The sequence below is a fragment of the Micromonospora sp. CA-111912 genome, from assembly GCF_050948415.1.
In the GTDB taxonomy this organism is placed as follows: Bacteria; Actinomycetota; Actinomycetes; order Mycobacteriales; family Micromonosporaceae; genus Micromonospora.
The window spans coordinates 2,117,306-2,135,805 of record NZ_CP192007.1 but is presented as its reverse complement, the minus strand read 5'-3'; the positions used below and the strand labels follow the sequence as shown (position 1 = coordinate 2,135,805).

The 18,500-nt window shown below is 71.8% G+C and carries 11 protein-coding genes; 7 read left to right on the top strand and 4 right to left on the bottom strand.

Annotation, left to right across the window (positions count from 1 at the left end; all coding sequences use genetic code 11):
• The first annotated feature begins 905 nt into the window (after window positions 1-905).
• Entirely contained in the window at window positions 906-1,949 is a 1,044-nt protein-coding gene (locus ACQPZO_RS09645; protein WP_433350908.1) for a 3-dehydroquinate synthase family protein, read from the top strand.
• Between the two features lie 129 nt (window positions 1,950-2,078).
• On the opposite strand, the gene ACQPZO_RS09640 is transcribed toward ACQPZO_RS09645, so the two are convergent.
• Window positions 2,079-3,269 (bottom strand): ATP-grasp domain-containing protein, encoded by a 1,191-nt coding sequence (locus tag ACQPZO_RS09640; RefSeq protein WP_433348931.1) that lies wholly within the window; start codon window positions 3,267-3,269, stop codon window positions 2,079-2,081.
• Window positions 3,270-4,109: 840 nt separating this feature from the next.
• Here ACQPZO_RS09640 and ACQPZO_RS09635 point away from each other — a divergent pair.
• From ACQPZO_RS09635 to ACQPZO_RS09625, 3 genes are all read left to right on the top strand, one after another.
• Window positions 4,110-7,871, top strand: coding sequence for a non-ribosomal peptide synthetase (locus ACQPZO_RS09635; RefSeq protein WP_433348929.1), 3,762 nt, complete (start codon window positions 4,110-4,112; stop codon window positions 7,869-7,871).
• A 108-nt stretch (window positions 7,872-7,979) separates the two neighbouring features.
• On the top strand, window positions 7,980-11,690 hold the full coding sequence (locus ACQPZO_RS09630; protein ID WP_433348927.1) for an amino acid adenylation domain-containing protein: 3,711 nt from the start codon (window positions 7,980-7,982) through the stop codon (window positions 11,688-11,690).
• 331 nt (window positions 11,691-12,021) lie between these two features.
• Complete coding sequence (locus ACQPZO_RS09625) at window positions 12,022-12,735, top strand: VOC family protein (RefSeq protein WP_433348926.1); 714 nt, start codon at window positions 12,022-12,024, stop codon at window positions 12,733-12,735.
• Between the two features lie 366 nt (window positions 12,736-13,101).
• Here ACQPZO_RS09625 and ACQPZO_RS09620 read toward each other — a convergent pair whose 3' ends face one another.
• The 3 genes from ACQPZO_RS09620 to ACQPZO_RS09610 are packed head-to-tail and all read right to left on the bottom strand — an operon-like array spanning window position 13,102 to window position 16,152.
• Entirely contained in the window at window positions 13,102-13,818 is a 717-nt protein-coding gene (locus ACQPZO_RS09620; protein WP_433348924.1) for an HAD-IA family hydrolase, read from the bottom strand.
• Window positions 13,819-13,855: 37 nt separating this feature from the next.
• A complete protein-coding gene (locus ACQPZO_RS09615) occupies window positions 13,856-14,992 on the bottom strand; it encodes a Gfo/Idh/MocA family protein (protein WP_433348922.1) in 1,137 nt (378 codons plus the stop codon).
• Complete coding sequence (locus tag ACQPZO_RS09610; RefSeq protein WP_433348920.1) at window positions 14,989-16,152, bottom strand: DegT/DnrJ/EryC1/StrS family aminotransferase; 1,164 nt, start codon at window positions 16,150-16,152, stop codon at window positions 14,989-14,991. Before ACQPZO_RS09610 ends, ACQPZO_RS09615 begins: the two co-directional genes overlap by 4 nt.
• A gap of 359 nt (window positions 16,153-16,511) precedes the next feature.
• Here ACQPZO_RS09610 and ACQPZO_RS09605 point away from each other — a divergent pair, with 359 nt between their 5' ends.
• From ACQPZO_RS09605 to ACQPZO_RS09595, 3 genes are all read left to right on the top strand, one after another.
• Window positions 16,512-16,943, top strand: coding sequence for a type II 3-dehydroquinate dehydratase (locus tag ACQPZO_RS09605; protein ID WP_433348918.1), 432 nt, complete (start codon window positions 16,512-16,514; stop codon window positions 16,941-16,943).
• Between the two features lie 98 nt (window positions 16,944-17,041).
• Window positions 17,042-17,395: a DoxX family protein gene (locus tag ACQPZO_RS09600; RefSeq protein WP_350888582.1), complete on the top strand. Its 354-nt coding sequence runs from the start codon at window positions 17,042-17,044 to the stop codon at window positions 17,393-17,395.
• Between the two features lie 6 nt (window positions 17,396-17,401).
• On the top strand, window positions 17,402-18,373 hold the full coding sequence (locus ACQPZO_RS09595; RefSeq protein ID WP_433348916.1) for an ROK family protein: 972 nt from the start codon (window positions 17,402-17,404) through the stop codon (window positions 18,371-18,373).
• Window positions 18,374-18,500 lie beyond the last annotated feature (127 nt).

Genomic DNA, 18,500 nt, shown 5'->3' with positions numbered 1-18,500 from the left:
CCGATGATGGGGCGACCCCCGCGGACCGTCGTGCCCGTGCTCCGTCAGTCGAGGTGCCGTCGTTGGAACGCTCGTGGTTGTTCACCCACCTGGCCGTGCCGGCCGGCGGGTGCCCGGACGCGCGGATGTCCGAGCTGCTCGGGACGGTGGTCGCCGAACTGGTCGCCGCCGCCCGCCGGGCCGACCCGCGAGCGGACTGGTTCTTCGACCGGGTCGGCGCTCCGGCCGGGCCGCGGCTGAGCCTCGGCTTCCACACGACCGGCGCGGGGCTCGACGAGGTACGGCGGCGGCTGCCGGCGGCCGACCGGGACGCCTGCCGCGCCGACCCGTACGCGGTGCGCGACGCCGCCCGGGGCGGCCCGCTCGCGCACGCGGGCAGCGACCTGGCCCTGGCCCTGCTCGGCGGGGACGCCCCCTGGCTGGCCGGGGTCGAGCTGCCGCTGGCCGTGGCGCACCTGCGGCACCTGACCGGGCTGGTGCCGGCGGCCGACCGGCTGACCTTCCTGTTCCTGCACTGGCAGGACCGTGGCCGGCTGCTCACCGGCACGCAGCGGCGGGATCTGGCCGCGCAGGCGGACGCCGGGGCGGAGAAGATCGCCCTGACGGCCGGTGACCTGCCGCTGACCGGAGAGGTGGCCGCCGCCTGGCGGCAGTACCTGGACCGGGTGACGGCCGTGGTCGACCGGGACCACCCGGTGACGCCGCCCGGTTTCCTGCTGGCGCACCACGCCCAGCTCACCCACGAGCGGTGGGGCATCGGGCCGGACGTCGACGCGCTGGCCGCGCTGGCGCTACGGCTGTCGATGGTCCGGGAACGCCCGTTGGCCGCCACGGTTGCGACGACCCCGCCGACGCCGGCCCCCCGCCCGCCCCGCCCGCGGGCCCCCAGAGGAGACAGCAGCCGTATGCGCCCGACCCACACCGGCCGCCCCGCTCCCGACGCCGCGCCGACCCGGATCGACGTGCCGCTCGGCGAACGCGCGTACCCGGTGCTGATCGGCCCCGGGGTGCGCCACCGGCTGCCGGCGGAGGTGGCGCGGATCGGCGCGCGGCGGGTCGTGGTGGTCTCGGCCCGGCCGGCGCAGTGGACGCCCGACCCGGGCGTGCCGCACCGCGTGGTGCCGGCCCGCGACGGCGAGCACGACAAGAACCTGGCCACGGTGGAGCAGCTCTGCCGGGCGTTCGCCGAGTTCGGGCTGACCCGCGCCGACGCGGTGGTCTCCTGCGGCGGCGGCACCACCACGGACGTGGTCGGGCTGGCCGCCGGCCTCTACCACCGGGGGATCGCGGTGATCCACCTGCCTACCTCGCTGCTCGCTCAGGTGGACGCCAGCGTCGGCGGGAAGACGGCGGTGAACCTGCCGGAGGGCAAGAACCTGGTCGGGGTGTACTGGCAGCCGCGCGCCGTGCTCTGCGACACCGAGCACCTGACGACGCTGCCGGAGCGGGAACTGCGCAACGGCTACGGTGAGATCGCCCGGGCCCACTTCATCGGCGCGGGCGAGCTGCGCGACCGGCCCGTGGCCGAGCAGATCGCCGCCTGCGTGGCGCTGAAGGCCCGGGTGGTGGCCGCCGACGAGCGCGACGCCGGGCTGCGGCACATCCTCAACTACGGCCACACCCTCGGGCACGCGCTGGAGCGGGCCACCGACTTCGCGCTGCGGCACGGCGAGGCGGTCGGCGTCGGCACGGTCTTCGCGGGCCGGCTGGCCGGCGTCCTCGGCCGGATCGGGGCCGACCGGGTGGCCGAGCACCACGACGTGGTGGCCGGCTACGGCCTCGACACCGCCCTGCCGGCCGGGGTCGACCACGACGAGCTGATCGCGCTGATGCGGCGGGACAAGAAGGCCACCGACGGCCTGTCCCTCGTCCTGGACGGCCCGGCCGGCCCCGACCTGGTCGCCGACGTCCCGGAATCGGCCGTCCGCGCCGCCTTCGCCGGGATGTAGCGCGCCGGCACCCTTTCTGTCGCCGCCTGCGGGTGCGTTGTTGTCGCCCGGGCAGCAACAACCACACCCGCAGGCGCACACCCCGCCGTCGCCGGGCCACCGGCGCGGCCCGGGGGCGGGGGTGATCCGTCAGCTGTTCAGCGCTCGCTGGACCTGCGAGATCAGCACGCCGCAGGCGTACCGATCCGAGGCGCCGACCATGCCGACGATGGTCGCCGGATGCGGGCCGTTGTCCGTCTCCGCCGGGTCGTAGTGCATGAACACGACGAGCTGCCCACGATCGATGAACGGGGCGAGGATCGGCTCGGCGTCGACACCGGGCGCGAGGGAGAAGAACGTCGTGATGGCACACGGGTGCTGGCGCAGCAACGAGCTGCGGTGCAGCAACGACGAGGTGGCTCCGCTGACCCGAAAGTTCGGGTCGATGATCCGCAGTTCGTCGTTCCGGCCGATTCCTGCGTCGAACGAGCAGTACCCCCGGTACCCGAGAGCACTGGCCTTTCGGACCCCTGTGGTCAGCGCTTCGATCAGCTCCGTCGGCGGTTGGTCGTCGTCCATCACACAACCGACCCACGTCGAGGTGGGCTGCGGCAGGTGCACGGACGCACCGAAGTATTCCACCGATCCGCTCTCGGTCACGCCGAACTGGAGTCCCCAGACTGTCCGGAAGGGAACCTCCTCCTCGACGATCCACTGGTCGCTCACCTGCTCCAGTTGGTTGAACAGTGACCGGTTGAGCCGGTCGCGCAACCGTCTGGTGAAGATCGCGATCCCGCTGTACACCTCGGCACCGGCCGGTTTGATGACCATCGGCCGGCGGTCCTGCTGCACGATCCGTCGCACCTCCGCGGGGGTGGCGACCTGCCGGCGGGGCAGGTACTCCGGTGCCACCAGGCTCTCCAGGACGGTCTTGTTGTTGAGTCGGGCCAGCAGGTCCGGCGAAACCCGGGCCGACGCGGCCCGCAGCTGTGGGTCGTGCGGGGGGAACTGGAACTCCAGCAGCTCGCCCCGCTCGGCGGCTTCCCGGGCGAGCTGTACCGCCTGCTCGCTGTTGCGGAACTCCCGCAGGTCGCTCGGCGTCTTGAGACCGCTCCGGCTGAGCAGCCGTAGCGACTTGTCCGCGCAGGCGCCGGTGCTGGCGATGGCCGCCGACTGGTGCGGAAGGGTGAGGTGAAGGCCAGTGATCATGTCCAGCCCGTTGTCCAAGCCGGCGCCCGCGCCGGCCAGATAACGGCTACTGGCGGTCGTCACCGGACTTGGTGGCCGGGCCAGGACCACCCCGTCGTGCGCGAACACCTGCACCTGGATAGGCGTATACATGGAAATCTCCTGACATGCCGGCCCATGGAGGGCCTCGGGGATGGCACGAACCCTGGGAGCACCGCCGCCACGATCATGCGGAGAACGTCGGCGAACGGGTGGCGTCCCGGTTCTGATGAAGGCCGCTCGGCCGTGAGAGTCGGGCGTGCCGCGCGCACCGAAAACAGCGCGGTTCCAGGCTGGACCGACCAGGTCGCGGCTGGCTTTTGGTCAGCGCTGCGTTGGCGCGGTGCACACCAACAGCCGGTGTGTGATCAACCAGTCCCCGACCGCGTGATCGTCGAGCCCTGATTTGGGGTGCGCAGTCAGCTTACTTTGCACATTTTTGAGCTGAAGGGTCGCCGACCCGACGCAGACCCCATAGGGGGTCGACGTGCGAATCTAGGGGTGTACGGCGCTCCACCGGCTTCGTAGGGTCGGGCCCCGTCGGGTCGTCGTTCCCCTCCACCGCAACGGAGTGGGACGCCCGTGGGTGCGCGGCGCCCGGGTGGAACGGGAGGTGCCGATGGTCGGGTCGGACACCCACCAACTCTTCCCGAGCAGCGGCCCACCCGAGGCCCGACCCGGCGACCGCGCGATCGTGCGGCACCGAGGCGACCACGAACCGGCACATCCGCCCCGACGGCCGGGCAGCCGTACACAGGCACCCGCCCGTCCCCCGGACCACCGCCGACGCGACGGGGCCCGCCGCGAGAAGGCCCCGATCGGCCACCCGGGCGGTTGGTGGCGGCGTTCCACGCCGCGCGGCATCCATCGCGCCACATCGTGCCGTCCGCCAAACGGAACATCGGCTGACCGGCCACGCGCCTCCCGGTCACCCCTTTCGATCGGAGGTTGATCATGTCTGTCGGGTCCGCTGGTGCTCAGTCCGTTGGCACTGCGATTGACACCGGACCGGCCGGATCAGCCGAAGCTTTGGACCTGGTCGGGGACCTGCGTCGGCCGTTGGTGTGGCCGGCTCGGGCGGCGTCGGTGGTGCGGGGTGTGGAGTGGCCCGGGGTGGCGGGTGTGGAGTGGCCCGGTGCGGAGTGGCCCGGGGTGGCGGGTGCGGAACCGGCTGGTGTGGTGCTGCTGGCGGGCCTCGTCGGGGTGCTGGCCCGGTACACGGGTCAGGAGGAGGTGGTGGTCGGCCTGCCGGGTGGTGGGTTGGTGCGGGTGGGTGTCGCGGGTGATCCGGGGTTCGCCGAATTGGCGTCTCGGGTGGGTGCGGCGTGGGGTGCGCCGGTGGTGGGTTCGGATGTGGTGGGTCGGGTCCAGGTGGGTCCGGTGGTGGTGGGTCTGGTGGATGGTCCGGTGGTTGAGGTGGGGCCGGGTGTGGTGGGTGTGGATTTGGTGGTGAGTGTGGCTGGGGATGGGTCTGGGGTGCGGGTGGATTATGCGGTGGAGGGGTTTTCGGCGGAGTGGGTGCGGGGCCTGCTGGACCAGACTGTGACGCTGGTGTCGGCGGGTGTGCGGGGGCCGGGTGTTCCGTTGTCTGGGTTGCCGTTGTTGGGTGAGGTGGAGCGGGATCGGTTGTTGGCGTGGGGTCGGGGTCCGGTGCGTCCGGTGTCGGGTGAGCCGATCCACGAGTTGGTGTTGGAGTGGGCACGCCGGACGCCCGACGCCGTCGCGGGCGTCGCCGACGGCGAAGTGTTGACGTACGGGGAACTAGCTCGCCGGTCGGGGGTGCTGGCCCGCTACCTGCGGTCGGCGGGTGTGGGTGTCGGGGATGTGGTGTCGCTGGCGTTGGACCGCAGCATGTGGACCCTGATCGCCACGTTGGCCGTGCTACGGGCCGGCGCCGCCTACACGCCGATGGATGTGTCGTGGCCGGCGGAACGGATGCGGATGCTCCTGGCCGACCACGGCGCCCAGATCGTGCTCACCACCGCCGAGGTCGCACCCCGCATCCCCGCCCCCGACGGCGTCCGGGTCGTCGCCCTCGACAACGACTGGTCTGCGATCGAGGCAGCCGAGCCGGTCGACCTACCGGTGGTGGACGCCACGGCGGCGGCGTTCGTCATCTACACGTCCGGCTCGACCGGCACCCCGAAAGGTGTCGTGCTGTCGCACGACAAGCTGACGAACTTCCTCACCTGGATGCGCGACGAATGCGCGGTCGGCCCGGACAGTCGCATGCTGCACTGCTGCGCCCCCGTCTTCGACGTCGCGTTGGGCGAGATCTACACCGCGTTGACCTCCGGCGCCCGCGTCGTCGTCTGCTCCCGCGACGACCTCCTCGACCCACGCCGCCTGACCGAGCTGATCGCGAAGGAGCAGACCACCCACGCGTTCTGCCCACCCACCAACCTCGCGGCCATCGACCCGGCGGACTGCCCCAGCATGTCCTGCGTGACCCTCGCCGGGGAACCCATCCCACCCCGCATGGCCCAACGGTGGATGACCGCAGGCACACGCCTCATCAACGCCTACGGCCCCGCCGAAGCCTCCATCGCCTGCACCTGGTACGACGCCAAAGCCGGCTGGAACGGCCCCTACGTGCCCATCGGCTGGCCCATGCCCAACCGGCAGATCCGCGTCGTCGACACCCACCTCAACCTCGTCCCCATGGGCGTCCCCGGCGAAATCCTCATCACCGGCAACGGCGTCGCCCACAACTACCTCAACCGCCCCGAACTCACCACACAACGCTTCATCACCGACCCACACGGCGGCGGCACCGCCTACCGAACCGGCGACCTCGGACGATGGAACACCACCGGCGCCCTCGAAATCCTCGCCCGCATGGACCACCAGGTCAAAATCAACGGCATCCGCATCGAACTCGGCGAAATCGAAACCGTCCTCGAACAACACCCCACTGTCGGCACCGCAGTAGTCATCCGACACGAAAACCGAGGCACCGCACGCCTCATCGCCTACATCACCGGACGCGACGGCCGAACGCCCGCTGTTAACGAACTACGCGAACACGCCGCCACCACACTCCCCACATACATGGTCCCCGCCGTCATCATGACCCTCGACCGATTCCCCACCGGCGGCACCGGAAAAATCGACCGACAGGCACTACCCGAACCAGGATCGCAACGCCCCGACCTCGACGTCGAATACATGGCACCAACCACCGACGAAGAACGACTCGTCACCGGCGTATTCGCCACCATCCTCGGCCTCGACCAAGTCGGCACCCAAGACAACCTCTTCCACCTCGGCGGCACCTCCCTACAATCCGCCGCCATCGCCACAGGAATCGACGAAGCCACCAACACCATCGTCCCCGTCTCCCAAATCCACCGCACCCCCACCCCACACGCCCTCGCCCACTGGCTCACCACCGCACCCCGACGTACCGAGGCCGGCTCGGCCGCCGGTCAGGCCCGCCAGCGCCCCGGCCCGGTTCCGCTCGCGCAGCAGGTGGCGAAGTGTCTGATGTCGCCCCTGGAGGTCGTCAACCCGGTCACCTGGTGGATCGAGGGCGAGCTGGACCCGCGAGCGTTGATGACCGCCCTGGCAGACGTCCACAAGCGGCACGAGGCACTGCGCGCCCGCTACCGACGCGCCGACCCACCCGTCGCCATCATCCCCCCGAACCCCGGCATGCCCCAGCTCCGCCTACTCACCGACGCCACCACCGAACAGGACGCACTCGACCAACTCACCGAAGCACTACAACAACCCCTCGACTACACCCAGGGCCGCAACTGGCGAGCCGCCCTCATCCGCGAAAAAACCACCAACCGCATCCTCTTCGGCATCGGCATCCATCACATCGCCTTCGACGGCTGGTCCCACACCATCCTCGTCCGCGACCTCAGCCACGCCTACACAACCCGGCTATCCGGCAAGCCCCCGGAATGGGACCGACCCGCACCCACACTGCGCGAGGCGTACGACGAATTCACCCGCCTGCGCGACGCGGCCGACCTGGAGACGCAGCGCGCGTACTGGCGTGAACAGCTGCGAGGCCTGCCCCGCCAGGGCGAACCCCCGGCCGGCGCGTCGCTGGAACAAGCACTGGCCTGGGGGCCCAAGGCCGGGCACATCGTCACCGTCACCCCCGACGTGATGGAACGCTGGGACCGCGCCGCCCGCGAACACCGGTTCAGCCGCTCCAGCCTCTTCGCCGCCGCTTTCGCGTCCGCGCTGCGCGCCGTCAATCAGCAGGACGACGTCGGCCTGCTGATGGTCGTCGCGAAGCGGGGCAGCCGCGTTCTCGACTCCGCCTTCACCACCAGGCTCAACCTCAACTGCGTCCGGGTCCGGTTCGACGGGCCGGGGGACGGCGACCTCGTCCTCCGGGTCCACGAGACGATCAGCGACCTCATGCGGGCCCAGGACGTCCCCTTCGCGGAGACCGCCAACGACCCCGCGGCCGGAATCTCCAGCGAGGTGGTCGCCAGCCTGCCCACCTTCGTCTACCAGGACAACGTCGTGCTCCCCCTGGAGCTGCCCGGCTGCCGGACCGAGGAGATCGTCGAGCCGTACGCCCGGGAGGTGCCCAACGGGCTCACGGTCGAGGTGCTGCCCCGCGCCGACCACGCCCTGCTGCGCGTCACCATCCGCACCGACTACCTGCCGTACAGCTTCGCCGAGGAGCTGAACGGCCACATGCTGCGCTTCCTCGAAGCGGGGCCCGCCCCGGCCCCCCTCGCCGGCTGAACGTTCACCCCGTTCCCCTCATGCCGTGGGCGTGCCCACGGAGTTCCTGGTTTTCCTGACCCGGCCGTACCCGTGCAGGTGACGCCGGTCCTGATCGGAGGTTGGCTCATGTCTGTCGGGTTCGTAGGTGGTCAGGCCCAGGCCGCGAATGTAGCCGGGCCGGGTGCCGACTTCGAGACCCTCGACCTGATGGGCGACCTGCGGCGGCCACTGGTCTGGCCGGCCCGGGCGGCGTCGGTGGTACGGACGCTGGAGCTGCCCGATTCGGCGGGCCCGGAGCCGACCGGTGTGGTGGTGCTGGCGGGCCTCGTCGGAGTCCTGGCCCGGTACACCGGTCAGCAGGAGGTAGCGCTGGGCCTGTCGTCGGGTGGATCAGTGGTACGGGTGGGTGTCGCGGACGACCCCGCGTTCGGTGAGCTGGTGAGCCGGGTCGGTGCGGCGTGGGCCGCGCCGGGGGTGGCTGCGGGTGTGGTGGGTCCGGTGGTGGTGGGTCTGGTGGATGGTCCGGTGGTTGAGGTGGGGCCGGGTGTGGTGGGTGTGGATTTGGTGGTGAGTGTGGCTGGGGATGGGTCTGGGGTGCGGGTGGATTATGCGGTGGAGGGGTTTTCGGCGGAGTGGGTGCGGGGTCTGCTGGATCAGGTTGTGACGCTGGTGTCGGCGGGTGTGCGGGAGCCGGGTGTTCTGCTGTCTCGGTTGCCGTTGTTGGGTGAGGTGGAGCGGGATCGGTTGTTGGCGTGGGGTCGGGGTCCGGTGCGTCCGGTGTCGGGTGAGCCGATCCACGAGTTGGTGTTGGAGTGGGCACGCCGGACGCCGGACGCCGTCGCGGGCGTCGCCGACGGCGAAGTGTTGACGTACGGGGAACTAGCTCGCCGGTCGGGGGTGCTGGCCCGCTACCTGCGGTCGGCGGGTGTGGGTGTCGGGGATGTGGTGTCGCTGGCGTTGGACCGCAGCATGTGGACCCTGATCGCCACGTTGGCCGTGCTACGGGCCGGCGCCGCCTACACGCCGATGGATGTGTCGTGGCCGGCGGAACGGATGCGGATGCTCCTGGCCGACCACGGCGCCCAGATCGTGCTCACCACCGCCGAGGTCGCACCCCGCATCCCCGCCCCCGACGGCGTCCGGGTCGTCGCCCTCGACAACGACTGGTCTGCGATCGAGGCAGCCGAGCCGGTCGACCTACCGGTGGTGGACGCCACGGCGGCGGCGTTCGTCATCTACACGTCCGGCTCGACCGGCACCCCGAAAGGTGTCGTGCTGTCGCACGACAAGCTGACGAACTTCCTCACCTGGATGCGCGACGAATGCGCGGTCGGCCCGGACAGTCGCATGCTGCACTGCTGCGCCCCCGTCTTCGACGTCGCGTTGGGCGAGATCTACACCGCGTTGACCTCCGGCGCCCGCGTCGTCGTCTGCTCCCGCGACGACCTCCTCGACCCACGCCGCCTGACCGAGCTGATCGCGAAGGAGCAGACCACCCACGCGTTCTGCCCACCCACCAACCTCGCGGCCATCGACCCGGCGGACTGCCCCAGCATGTCCTGCGTGACCCTCGCCGGGGAACCCATCCCACCCCGCATGGCCCAACGGTGGATGACCGCAGGCACACGCCTCATCAACGCCTACGGCCCCGCCGAAGCCTCCATCGCCTGCACCTGGTACGACGCCAAAGCCGGCTGGAACGGCCCCTACGTGCCCATCGGCTGGCCCATGCCCAACCGGCAGATCCGCGTCGTCGACACCCACCTCAACCTCGTCCCCATGGGCGTCCCCGGCGAAATCCTCATCACCGGCAACGGCGTCGCCCACAACTACCTCAACCGCCCCGAACTCACCACACAACGCTTCATCACCGACCCACACGGCGGCGGCACCGCCTACCGAACCGGCGACCTCGGACGATGGAACACCACCGGCGCCCTCGAAATCCTCGCCCGCATGGACCACCAGGTCAAAATCAACGGCATCCGCATCGAACTCGGCGAAATCGAAACCGTCCTCGAACAACACCCCACTGTCGGCACCGCAGTAGTCATCCGACACGAAAACCGAGGCACCGCACGCCTCATCGCCTACATCACCGGACGCGACGGCCGAACGCCCGCTGTTAACGAACTACGCGAACACGCCGCCACCACACTCCCCACATACATGGTCCCCGCCGTCATCATGACCCTCGACCGATTCCCCACCGGCGGCACCGGAAAAATCGACCGACAGGCACTACCCGAACCAGGATCGCAACGCCCCGACCTCGACGTCGAATACATGGCACCAACCACCGACGAAGAACGACTCGTCACCGGCGTATTCGCCACCATCCTCGGCCTCGACCAAGTCGGCACCCAAGACAACCTCTTCCACCTCGGCGGCACCTCCCTACAATCCGCCGCCATCGCCACAGGAATCGACGAAGCCACCAACACCATCGTCCCCGTCTCCCAAATCCACCGCACCCCCACCCCACGTGCCTTGGCACACTGGCTCACCACCGCACCCCGCCGGCCCAGCGTCGAGCCGGAGCCGCCCGTCACCGGACGCTCCGGCCCGGCCAAGCCCGTCTCGCTGGCCCTGTCCGTCGGCAAGTTCGTCTGGCTCCCGTTCGACCTGGTCTGCCCGACCACCTGGTGGATCGAGGGCGAGTTGGACCCGCGAGCGTTGATGACCGCCCTGGCAGACGTGCACAAACGACACGAGGCACTGCGCGCCCGCTACCGACGCGCCGACCCACCCGTCGCCGTCATCCCGCCGAACCCCGGCATGCCCCAGCTCCGCCTACTCACCGACACCACCACCGAACAGGACGCACTCGACCAACTCACCGAAGCACTACAACAACCCCTCGACTACACCCAGGGCCGCAACTGGCGAGCCGCCCTCATCCGCGAAAAAACCACCAACCGCATCCTCCTCGGCATCGGCATCCACCACATCGCCTTCGACGGCTGGTCCCACGCCATCCTCACCCGCGACCTCAGCCACGCCTACACAACCCGACTCGCCGGCAAAACCCCGGAATGGGACCGACCCGCACCCACACTGCGCCAGTTCTACGACGAGCACACCCGCCTGCGCGACGCCGCCGACCTCGACGCACAGCGGGCCTACTGGCGCGGGCAACTGCGCGGACTCCCCCGCCAGGGCGAGGGCCGACCCCAGGAGCTGCTGGTGGAGACCCCGCTCTGGGGACCCAAGGCCGGACACATCGTCACCGTCACCCCCGACGTGATGGAACGCTGGGACCGCGCCGCCCGCGAACACCGGTTCAGCCGCTCCAGCCTCTTCGCCGCCGCCTACGCCTCCGCGCTCCGCGCCCTCCATGAGCAGGACGACATCGCCATGCTGATGATCGTCGCCCAGCGCGGCAGCCGGATCCTCGACTCCACCTTCACGAGCCGGATCAGCTCCAACTGCCTCCGGGTCCGGTTCGACGGGCCGGAGAAGAACCTGATCCGGGCCGTCCAGCGGACCGTCGACGAGCTGATGGCAGCCCAGGACGTCGCCTTCCTCGAGATGACCACCGACCCGGCCCTCGGCATGTCCCGCGAGGTGGCCAACAGCTTGCCCTCCTTCGCCTACCAGGACAACGTCGTCCTCCCGCTGGAGCTGCCCGGCTGCCGGACCGAGGAGATCGTCGAGCCGTACGCCCGGGAGTGGTCGGGCGCCTGCCTCATGGAGGTGCTGCCCGGCAACGGGGACACCCTCCTGCGCGTCACCGTCCGCACCGACCTGGTCCCGGCCTCCGTCGCCGAGATGCTGACCACCGAGATGCTGCGCTTCCTCGAAGCCGGCCCCGAGGGCGTCGACCAGGCGCACTGATAGGTCCCGCCGGACGCCACCCCGGCCCGCCAACGTCCCGCCGCCGACGTTGGCGGGCCGGTCGCAGATCTGGGCCGGGAGAGGAAGGGCGCGCTCACCGGGTCAGGCCGGCCGGCGTCAGGCCGCCATGCGCCACGTCTGCGATCACCGTACGCATCAGCGGCCGACACCGGGCCTCGGCCGGCGCGGTCCCCGAATCAGTGATCGACTCGGGCCCAGAGGCCGCTGCCCCTCAGCCCGGCTTGCGCCACCTCGGACGTTCGGTCGGCTGCGTACGACGATCGGCTATTTCCATGTGCGCGCGTCTGTTCACGACGGCTATCAAGTACGGATGACCAACGAAGTAGCCGTTCCTCTGTTGCCCTGCGCCTCGATCGAGGAGATCGCCGCCTTCTACGAGGTGCTCGGTTTCCACACCACCTACCAGCAGCGCAAACCCAACCCGTACGTGGCGTTGCAACGCGAGGACTTACATCTGCACTTCTTCGAGATCGCGGGGTTCGACCCGGAGAAGTCCTACGGCTCGTGTCTGGTGTTGACCTCGGACACGGGGGAGCTCCACCGGGCCTTCGCGGCAGGCATGCGGGCCGCATACGGCAAGGTGCTGGTCTCCGGGACGCCGCGGATGACCAGGCCCCGGGCGCGGAGGAACCAAGACGGGCTGAGCGGGTTCAGCGTCATCGACCCGGGTGGCAACTGGATCCGCGTCACCCAGAACGCGGCTGCCGACCCCCCGTCGGCGCCCACCGGTCGCCTGGCCAAGGCGCTGGCGAACGCCGTCGTGCAGGGCGACTCCAGAGGTGACGCCCAACAGGCCGCTCGGATCCTCGACAGTGCGCTGGCCCACGCCGAGGCAGATGACGACCCGGTCGCGTTGGTGGAGGTCCTCGTCTACCGCGCCGAGGTTGCGATGGTGCTGCACGACCCGGCCACGACAGCCGAGATGCTGGCCCGCGTCGACCGCGTTGCACTGAGCACGGACGAAGCCCGACGGGCGGCTGCTGCGCTGGAGACCGCAGCCGACCTGGCGGTAGCGCTGACCTAGAGCCTGGTCGAGGTCGGCCTACCTCGGCTCGGTCCGGCGCTGTCGGCTCGGCGTGGTGAGAGCGGGTCCGTACGAGGGCACACGATCGCGCTGGATCGGGGAACAAGATCGTGCTCGATCAGGGGAAGAGTGGCATCGTCACGGGTAGTAGGCCACTCTTTCCCGGATCGAGCACGGTCTTGCACGGCTGGCCGACCGCCGGCAGTTCCCGGGAGGCCGCCCGGCCCGAGAGCGCTCCGGGACTGGTAGATGTCCGCTCAGGACGGCGGCCGGTTTCGATTGGTGGCGGTCGTGCTTGCCTGCCGCCGGAGACGTGGCCGTGCGTCTAACGCACTCCGATCCTCGCCCCGGCCGCAACCGCGCGGGTCAGGGGGCGAGGGCCGCCGGGCAGTGGGCCAGCAGGTCGCCCGGGGCGTGCGCGACCACGTCCGGCCCGGCGGCGAGCAGGGCGGCGATGTCCCCGCCGTGCCAGGTGGTGGCGACCGTGGTGGCGCCGGCGTCCCGGCCGCTGAGCAGGTCGATCACCGCGTCGCCGACCATCATGGCCTGGGCCGGCGGGATGTCGAGGTGGCCGAGCGCCTGGAGCACGATGTCCGGGGCGGGCTTCGGGCGGGCCACCTCGTCGGAGCCGATCACCTGGTCGAACAGGCCCAGCACGCCGAGCGTGTCGAGCAGCGAGCGGGCCCGGGGGCCGCTCTTGCCGGTGGCGATGGCCATCCGGATGCCCCGGACGTGCAACTCCTCCAGAGTCTCCCGGACGCCGGGGAACAGCGGCACCAGGTGCGCCATCCGGTAGCTCTCCCGGACGAAGGGCTCCTCCATCTCCAGCGGCAGCCCCATCAGCCGCATGATGTCCGGGAAGTACCGGCCCATGTGCCGGTTGTACTCCTCGAACGGCGCGGGTCCGTCGCCCACCACCTCCGCGTACGCGATGCTGAACGCCTCGCGCATGACGGCCGAGCTGTCGACGATGACACCGTCGAGGTCGAACACGACCGCGCGGATCGGACCCCGGCCGGGCGCCGAGAGGGGCACGTCGACGGCCGGGAGGGGCACATCGACGATGGACGGTGATTGGCTCATGGCTGCTCCCCGGAGCGAGTGAGGTCGCCGGTGGTTCTCACCGGTCGCGATGGCCCGCCAGCGCGTGTTCCCGCTCCGGCTCGGTGGGCCGGGCGGAACAGTAGATCCGTTCGATGATGTCGATGGTCCGACGGGCCTCGGCGGCGGCCACTCCCCGGCTGGCCGGGTCGGCGAGCAGCCCGGGCAGGGCGTCGAGCTGGCGGTCGTACTCGGTGCCGATCGGTTCGGCGGGCACCGGCAGCGGGACGGTCTCGCCGTCGCGGGTGCGGGTGAGCACCGGCGTGGGCTCCCGGTTCGGGCTGAACCCGAACGTGCAGCTCAGGGTGGCCGACCCGGCGATGCCCTGCACGGTGACGGTGGTGCGGTCCAGGGCCTCGTGCGACGCCCAGCAGGCGTGCAGGGCGACCGAGGCACCGCCGTCGGTGAGCAGGAACCCCCGGGCGGTGTCCTCGACGTCGCCGCGGGACCGGCCGCCGGTCCCGGCCTCGCTGCGCCAGGCGGCGTGCGCGGCGCTGTCGTTGACGAAGTCGTCGGAGACGCTGCCGATGGCGTGGCTGACCCGGGTGTCCGGGCCGAGCATCGGCAGGACGGTGTCGAGCAGGTGCCAGCCGAGGTCGACCAGCGCGCCGCCGCCGGAGAGGTCGCGGCGGGTGAACCAGCCGCCCGCGTCGGGCACCCCCCGGGCGCGGACCCAGGCCACGTCGACGTGCCGGACGGGGCCCAGCTCGCCGGCGGCCTCCGCCAGCGCCCGGACGTCGGCCCGCCACCGGGCGGCGCTGCCGGCCAGCAGCACCGCGCCGCCGTCGCGCTCCGCGTCGGCGAGCAGCTCCGCCTCGGCGGAGGTGAGGCAGACGGGCTTCTCCAGGAACACCGGTACGCCCCGGCGCAGCAGCCCGGCGGCGACGGTCGCGTGCAGGTGGTTGGGGACGGCCACCACCACCAGGTCGACCGCGCCGACGGGCAGGTCGTCGACGTCGGCGTACGCGAAGGGCACCGCGTGGGTGTCGCGGGCGGCGTCCCGGACGGCCTGCTGCGGGTCGATCAGGGCGGTCACCTCGAAGGCCGGGTGCGCGGCGAGCCGGGGCAGCCAGATCTCCCGCCCGGCCCACCCGAGGCCGGCCACCGCGACCCGGACCGGACGGTCGGGCGCGGCGGCCGGGGGCAGCCCGGTCATTCGGCGAGGATGTCGGCCAGCACGGCGGCGATGTCGTGCATCTGCTGCTCGGTGCCGAGCAGGGTGCGGTGGTGCAGCCAGACGCAGTCGGAGTGGATCTGCTCGACGTTGGGGCAGCGGGCGGCGATCGCCTCGATGCTCTCGTCGGGAGCGCCGGCCTCCCAGAAACCCTCGCACCGGTAGATGGCCCGGAACGCCACGAACGCCGGGACGCCCCGGGCGATGAGCGCGTCGACCACGGCCCGGCGGCGCTCCAGGGTGATGCCCGGGATCCGGAACATGGCCATGTAGTGCGGGTTGCGGTCGGTGCGCGGGTCGATGCCCTGCGGCACCACGCCGGGGATCTCGGCGAGCAGGCCGGCCAGCAGCGGCCAGCGCTGCTCGCGTGCCTCGATCTGGCCGTCGAGGCGGGCGAGCTGGGCGCGCAGTACGGCGGCGGTGAACTCGCTCATCCGGTAGTTGGAGCCGGTGGTGCGGTGCAGGTAGTCCCGGTCGGTGCGGGGCCGGCCGCAGCTGTGCACGAGGAAGGCCCGCTCGCGGGTCTCCTCGTCGGGGAAGAGCACCGCGCCACCCTCACCGGCGGTCATCAGCTTGCCGTTCTGGAAGCTGAACGCGGCCACCGAGCCGAGCGCGCCGGCCCGCTTGCCCTGCCACTGGGCGCCGTGGGCGTGCGCGGCGTCCTGGAGCAGCGCCACTCCGGCGTCGGCGGCGATCTTGTCCAGGGCGTCCATGTCGGCGAACTGGCCGGCCATGTGCACCGGCATGATGACCCGGGTGCGGTCGGTGATCGCGGCGGCGACGGCGGCGGGGTCGACGCAGTAGGTGTCCAGGTCGACGTCGACCGGCACGGCGACCGCGCCGAGGCGCTGCGCGGCGAGCGACGACGAGATGAAGGTGAAGGCGGGGACGATCACCTCGGTGCCGGCCTTGACGCCGAGCACCTCCAGTGCGACCTCCAGGGCGTGGGTGCCGTTGGTGACGGCGAGCGCGTGCGGCGTGCCGTGGTACGCGCCGAACTCCGCCTCGAAGGTGTCGACCTCGCTCCCGCCCATCCGCCACCACTGACCCTGTTCCAGGGCGCGGATCAGGCCGGCTCGTTCCTCGTCACCGAACTGCGGCCACTCGGGGAACTCCGGCACCGTCGACGGCTGACCACTCATGACTTCCCACTTCCCAATCCAGGAGGACCAGCGGTTCCCGGCCGTCCCGCGGCGGCTTCGCGCGTCCCGCGGACCCGGGCTCGCCCACCGCGGCGGGCCTGCGCCGGTCGGCCGGTCGATCGGGGACGCCGCCGTCGGATCGGCCAGCGTCATCGGCTCGCGGTGGACGCTAACCGACCCGGCAGGACGCTCACCTCCCCTAACGGCCCCTACCCACCCCTTAGTTCGACGGCGGGCCGGCGATGGTCGGCGCGGGCGGGGCCGGCGGCGTAGTAAGACTGCGGGGAATCTGTCGCCGGCCCGGCGGGGGCCAGCCACGCGAGGTGGCCGTACCCGGGCCGTTTTCCGGGAGGTGAGCCGTGTCCGACGTGCTGCTGTTGAACGGTCCGAACCTCGGCATCCTCGGCCGACGCGAGCCGGAGATCTACGGTACCGACACCCTCGCCGACATCGAGCGGGCCGTCGGCGAGGAGGTCGCGGTGCGGGGCTGGCGGGTGATCGCGGTGCAGCACGACTGCGAGGGCGCCCTGGTCCGCACCGTGCAGGAGCACTACGACACGGTGGGCGCGATCGTGAACCCGGGCGCCCTGATGATCGCTGGCTGGAGCCTGCGCGACGCGCTGGCCAACTATCCGCGGCCGTGGATGGAAGTCCATCTGTCCAACGTGTGGGCCCGGGAGAGCTTCCGGCACGACTCGGTGCTCGCCCCGCTGGCCAGCGGGATCATCGTCGGGCTGGGCTCGCTGGGCTACCGGCTGGCCGCCCGCGCGCTGGTCGCCACCGTCGACTGAGGACACCACCCCCGGCCCGCCGCCGCGCGTACGCGGGAAACCCGGCCGTCCGGCCGATAGGGTCGGCCCGGACCTGCCCCCTCCGAGAAGGAAAAAACGTGCAGATTCCCATCATCGTCCTCAGCGTCATCCTCGCCACCGTCTTCGCCGCGCTGGCCTACCCCAAGCTCACCGGCCAGGCGCAGATGCGCGAGCGGATGGCCCACCTCGGCGTCTCCCCCGGGCTCACCAAGGTGATCGGCAACCTGGAGCTGGCCGCGGTCGTCGGCCTGATCTTCGGCCTGTACTGGTCGCCGGCCGGGATCGCGGCGGCGATCGGCCTCACCCTCCAGATGATCGGCGCGGTGATCTTCCACCTCCGCGCCCGGGACCCAATCTCGGTGGCGGCGATGCCGGCCGTGTTCGGGCTGGCGGCAGCCGCGGTCGCGGTGCTGCACGTGCTGCGGGGCTGACCGCCGGTGCCGGAGCGGACCGACACCGCCGTGCTCGGGGTCGACATCGGGGGCACCAAGGTCGCGTTGCGGGCCGAGCGGTGCGCGTCCGCGCCGGGCGTCGACCCGGGGTCGTACGAGCAGCTCGGGGCCGCCGCGTCGCGGACGTACGAGCGGACGCTGACCTGGCCCACCGGCGGCGACGCCGAGGCGGACGTGGCTGCGCTGGCGGGCGCGGTCGACGCGCTGCGCGCGGAGTCCGGTTGGCGGCTGGCGGCCGTCGGGGTGGCGATGCCCGGCACCACCGACCCGACCGGTCGGGTGACGGTCTGGCCGGGCCGGCCGAGCTGGGCCGGGCTGCGGCTCGACAAGGCGCTGCGCCGGCTCTTCCCCGGCAGCCGGACCGCCTGGGCCGACGACGGGGACCTCGCGGCGCTCGCCGAGGCCCGGCACGTCGGCGCGGACGACGTCGTCTACCTCGGGGTGGGGACCGGGGTGGGTGGGGGCGTGGTGCTCGGCGGACGCCCGCTGCCCGGGGCCGGCCGGGGCTCGCCCGAGGTCGGGCACATGGTCGTCGCCGTCGACGGGCCGCGCTGCGACTGCGGCCGGCACGGCTGCCTCCAGGCGATCGCCTCCGGGCCGGCCACGCTGCGCCGGGCCGCCGCCGGGCGGGGGACCGCGGTGAGCTTCGCCGAGCTGCGCGACGGGCTGGCGCGGGACCGGCCGTGGGCCCACGACGCGGTCCGGCCGAGCGGTACGGCGCTCGCGGCGGCCGTGGTCAGCCTCGGCGAGCTGGTCGACCCGTCGGTGGCGGTGCTGGGCGGCGGGTTCGCCGCCGGGCTGCCGGGCTTCGTCGGGCTGGTCGAGCGGGAGGTGGCCCGGCTGGCCCGGCCCGGCCGCGCGGCGCCGGCCGTGCGGGCCGCCGCCCTGGGCGGGCTCTCCTCGCTGCACGGCGCCGTGGCGCTGGCCCGGAACCTGACCGTGCCGCCGCCCGCGTAACCCTGAGCCGGCCCGGTCCCGGGCCGCCGGATAATCCGCCGATCATTCATTCACGTCATCTTCAGGCACCGGACGGGGCTGACGGGCTTACACCTGGTGCGCTACCCTTCGTGCGCTCCGCGCCTGG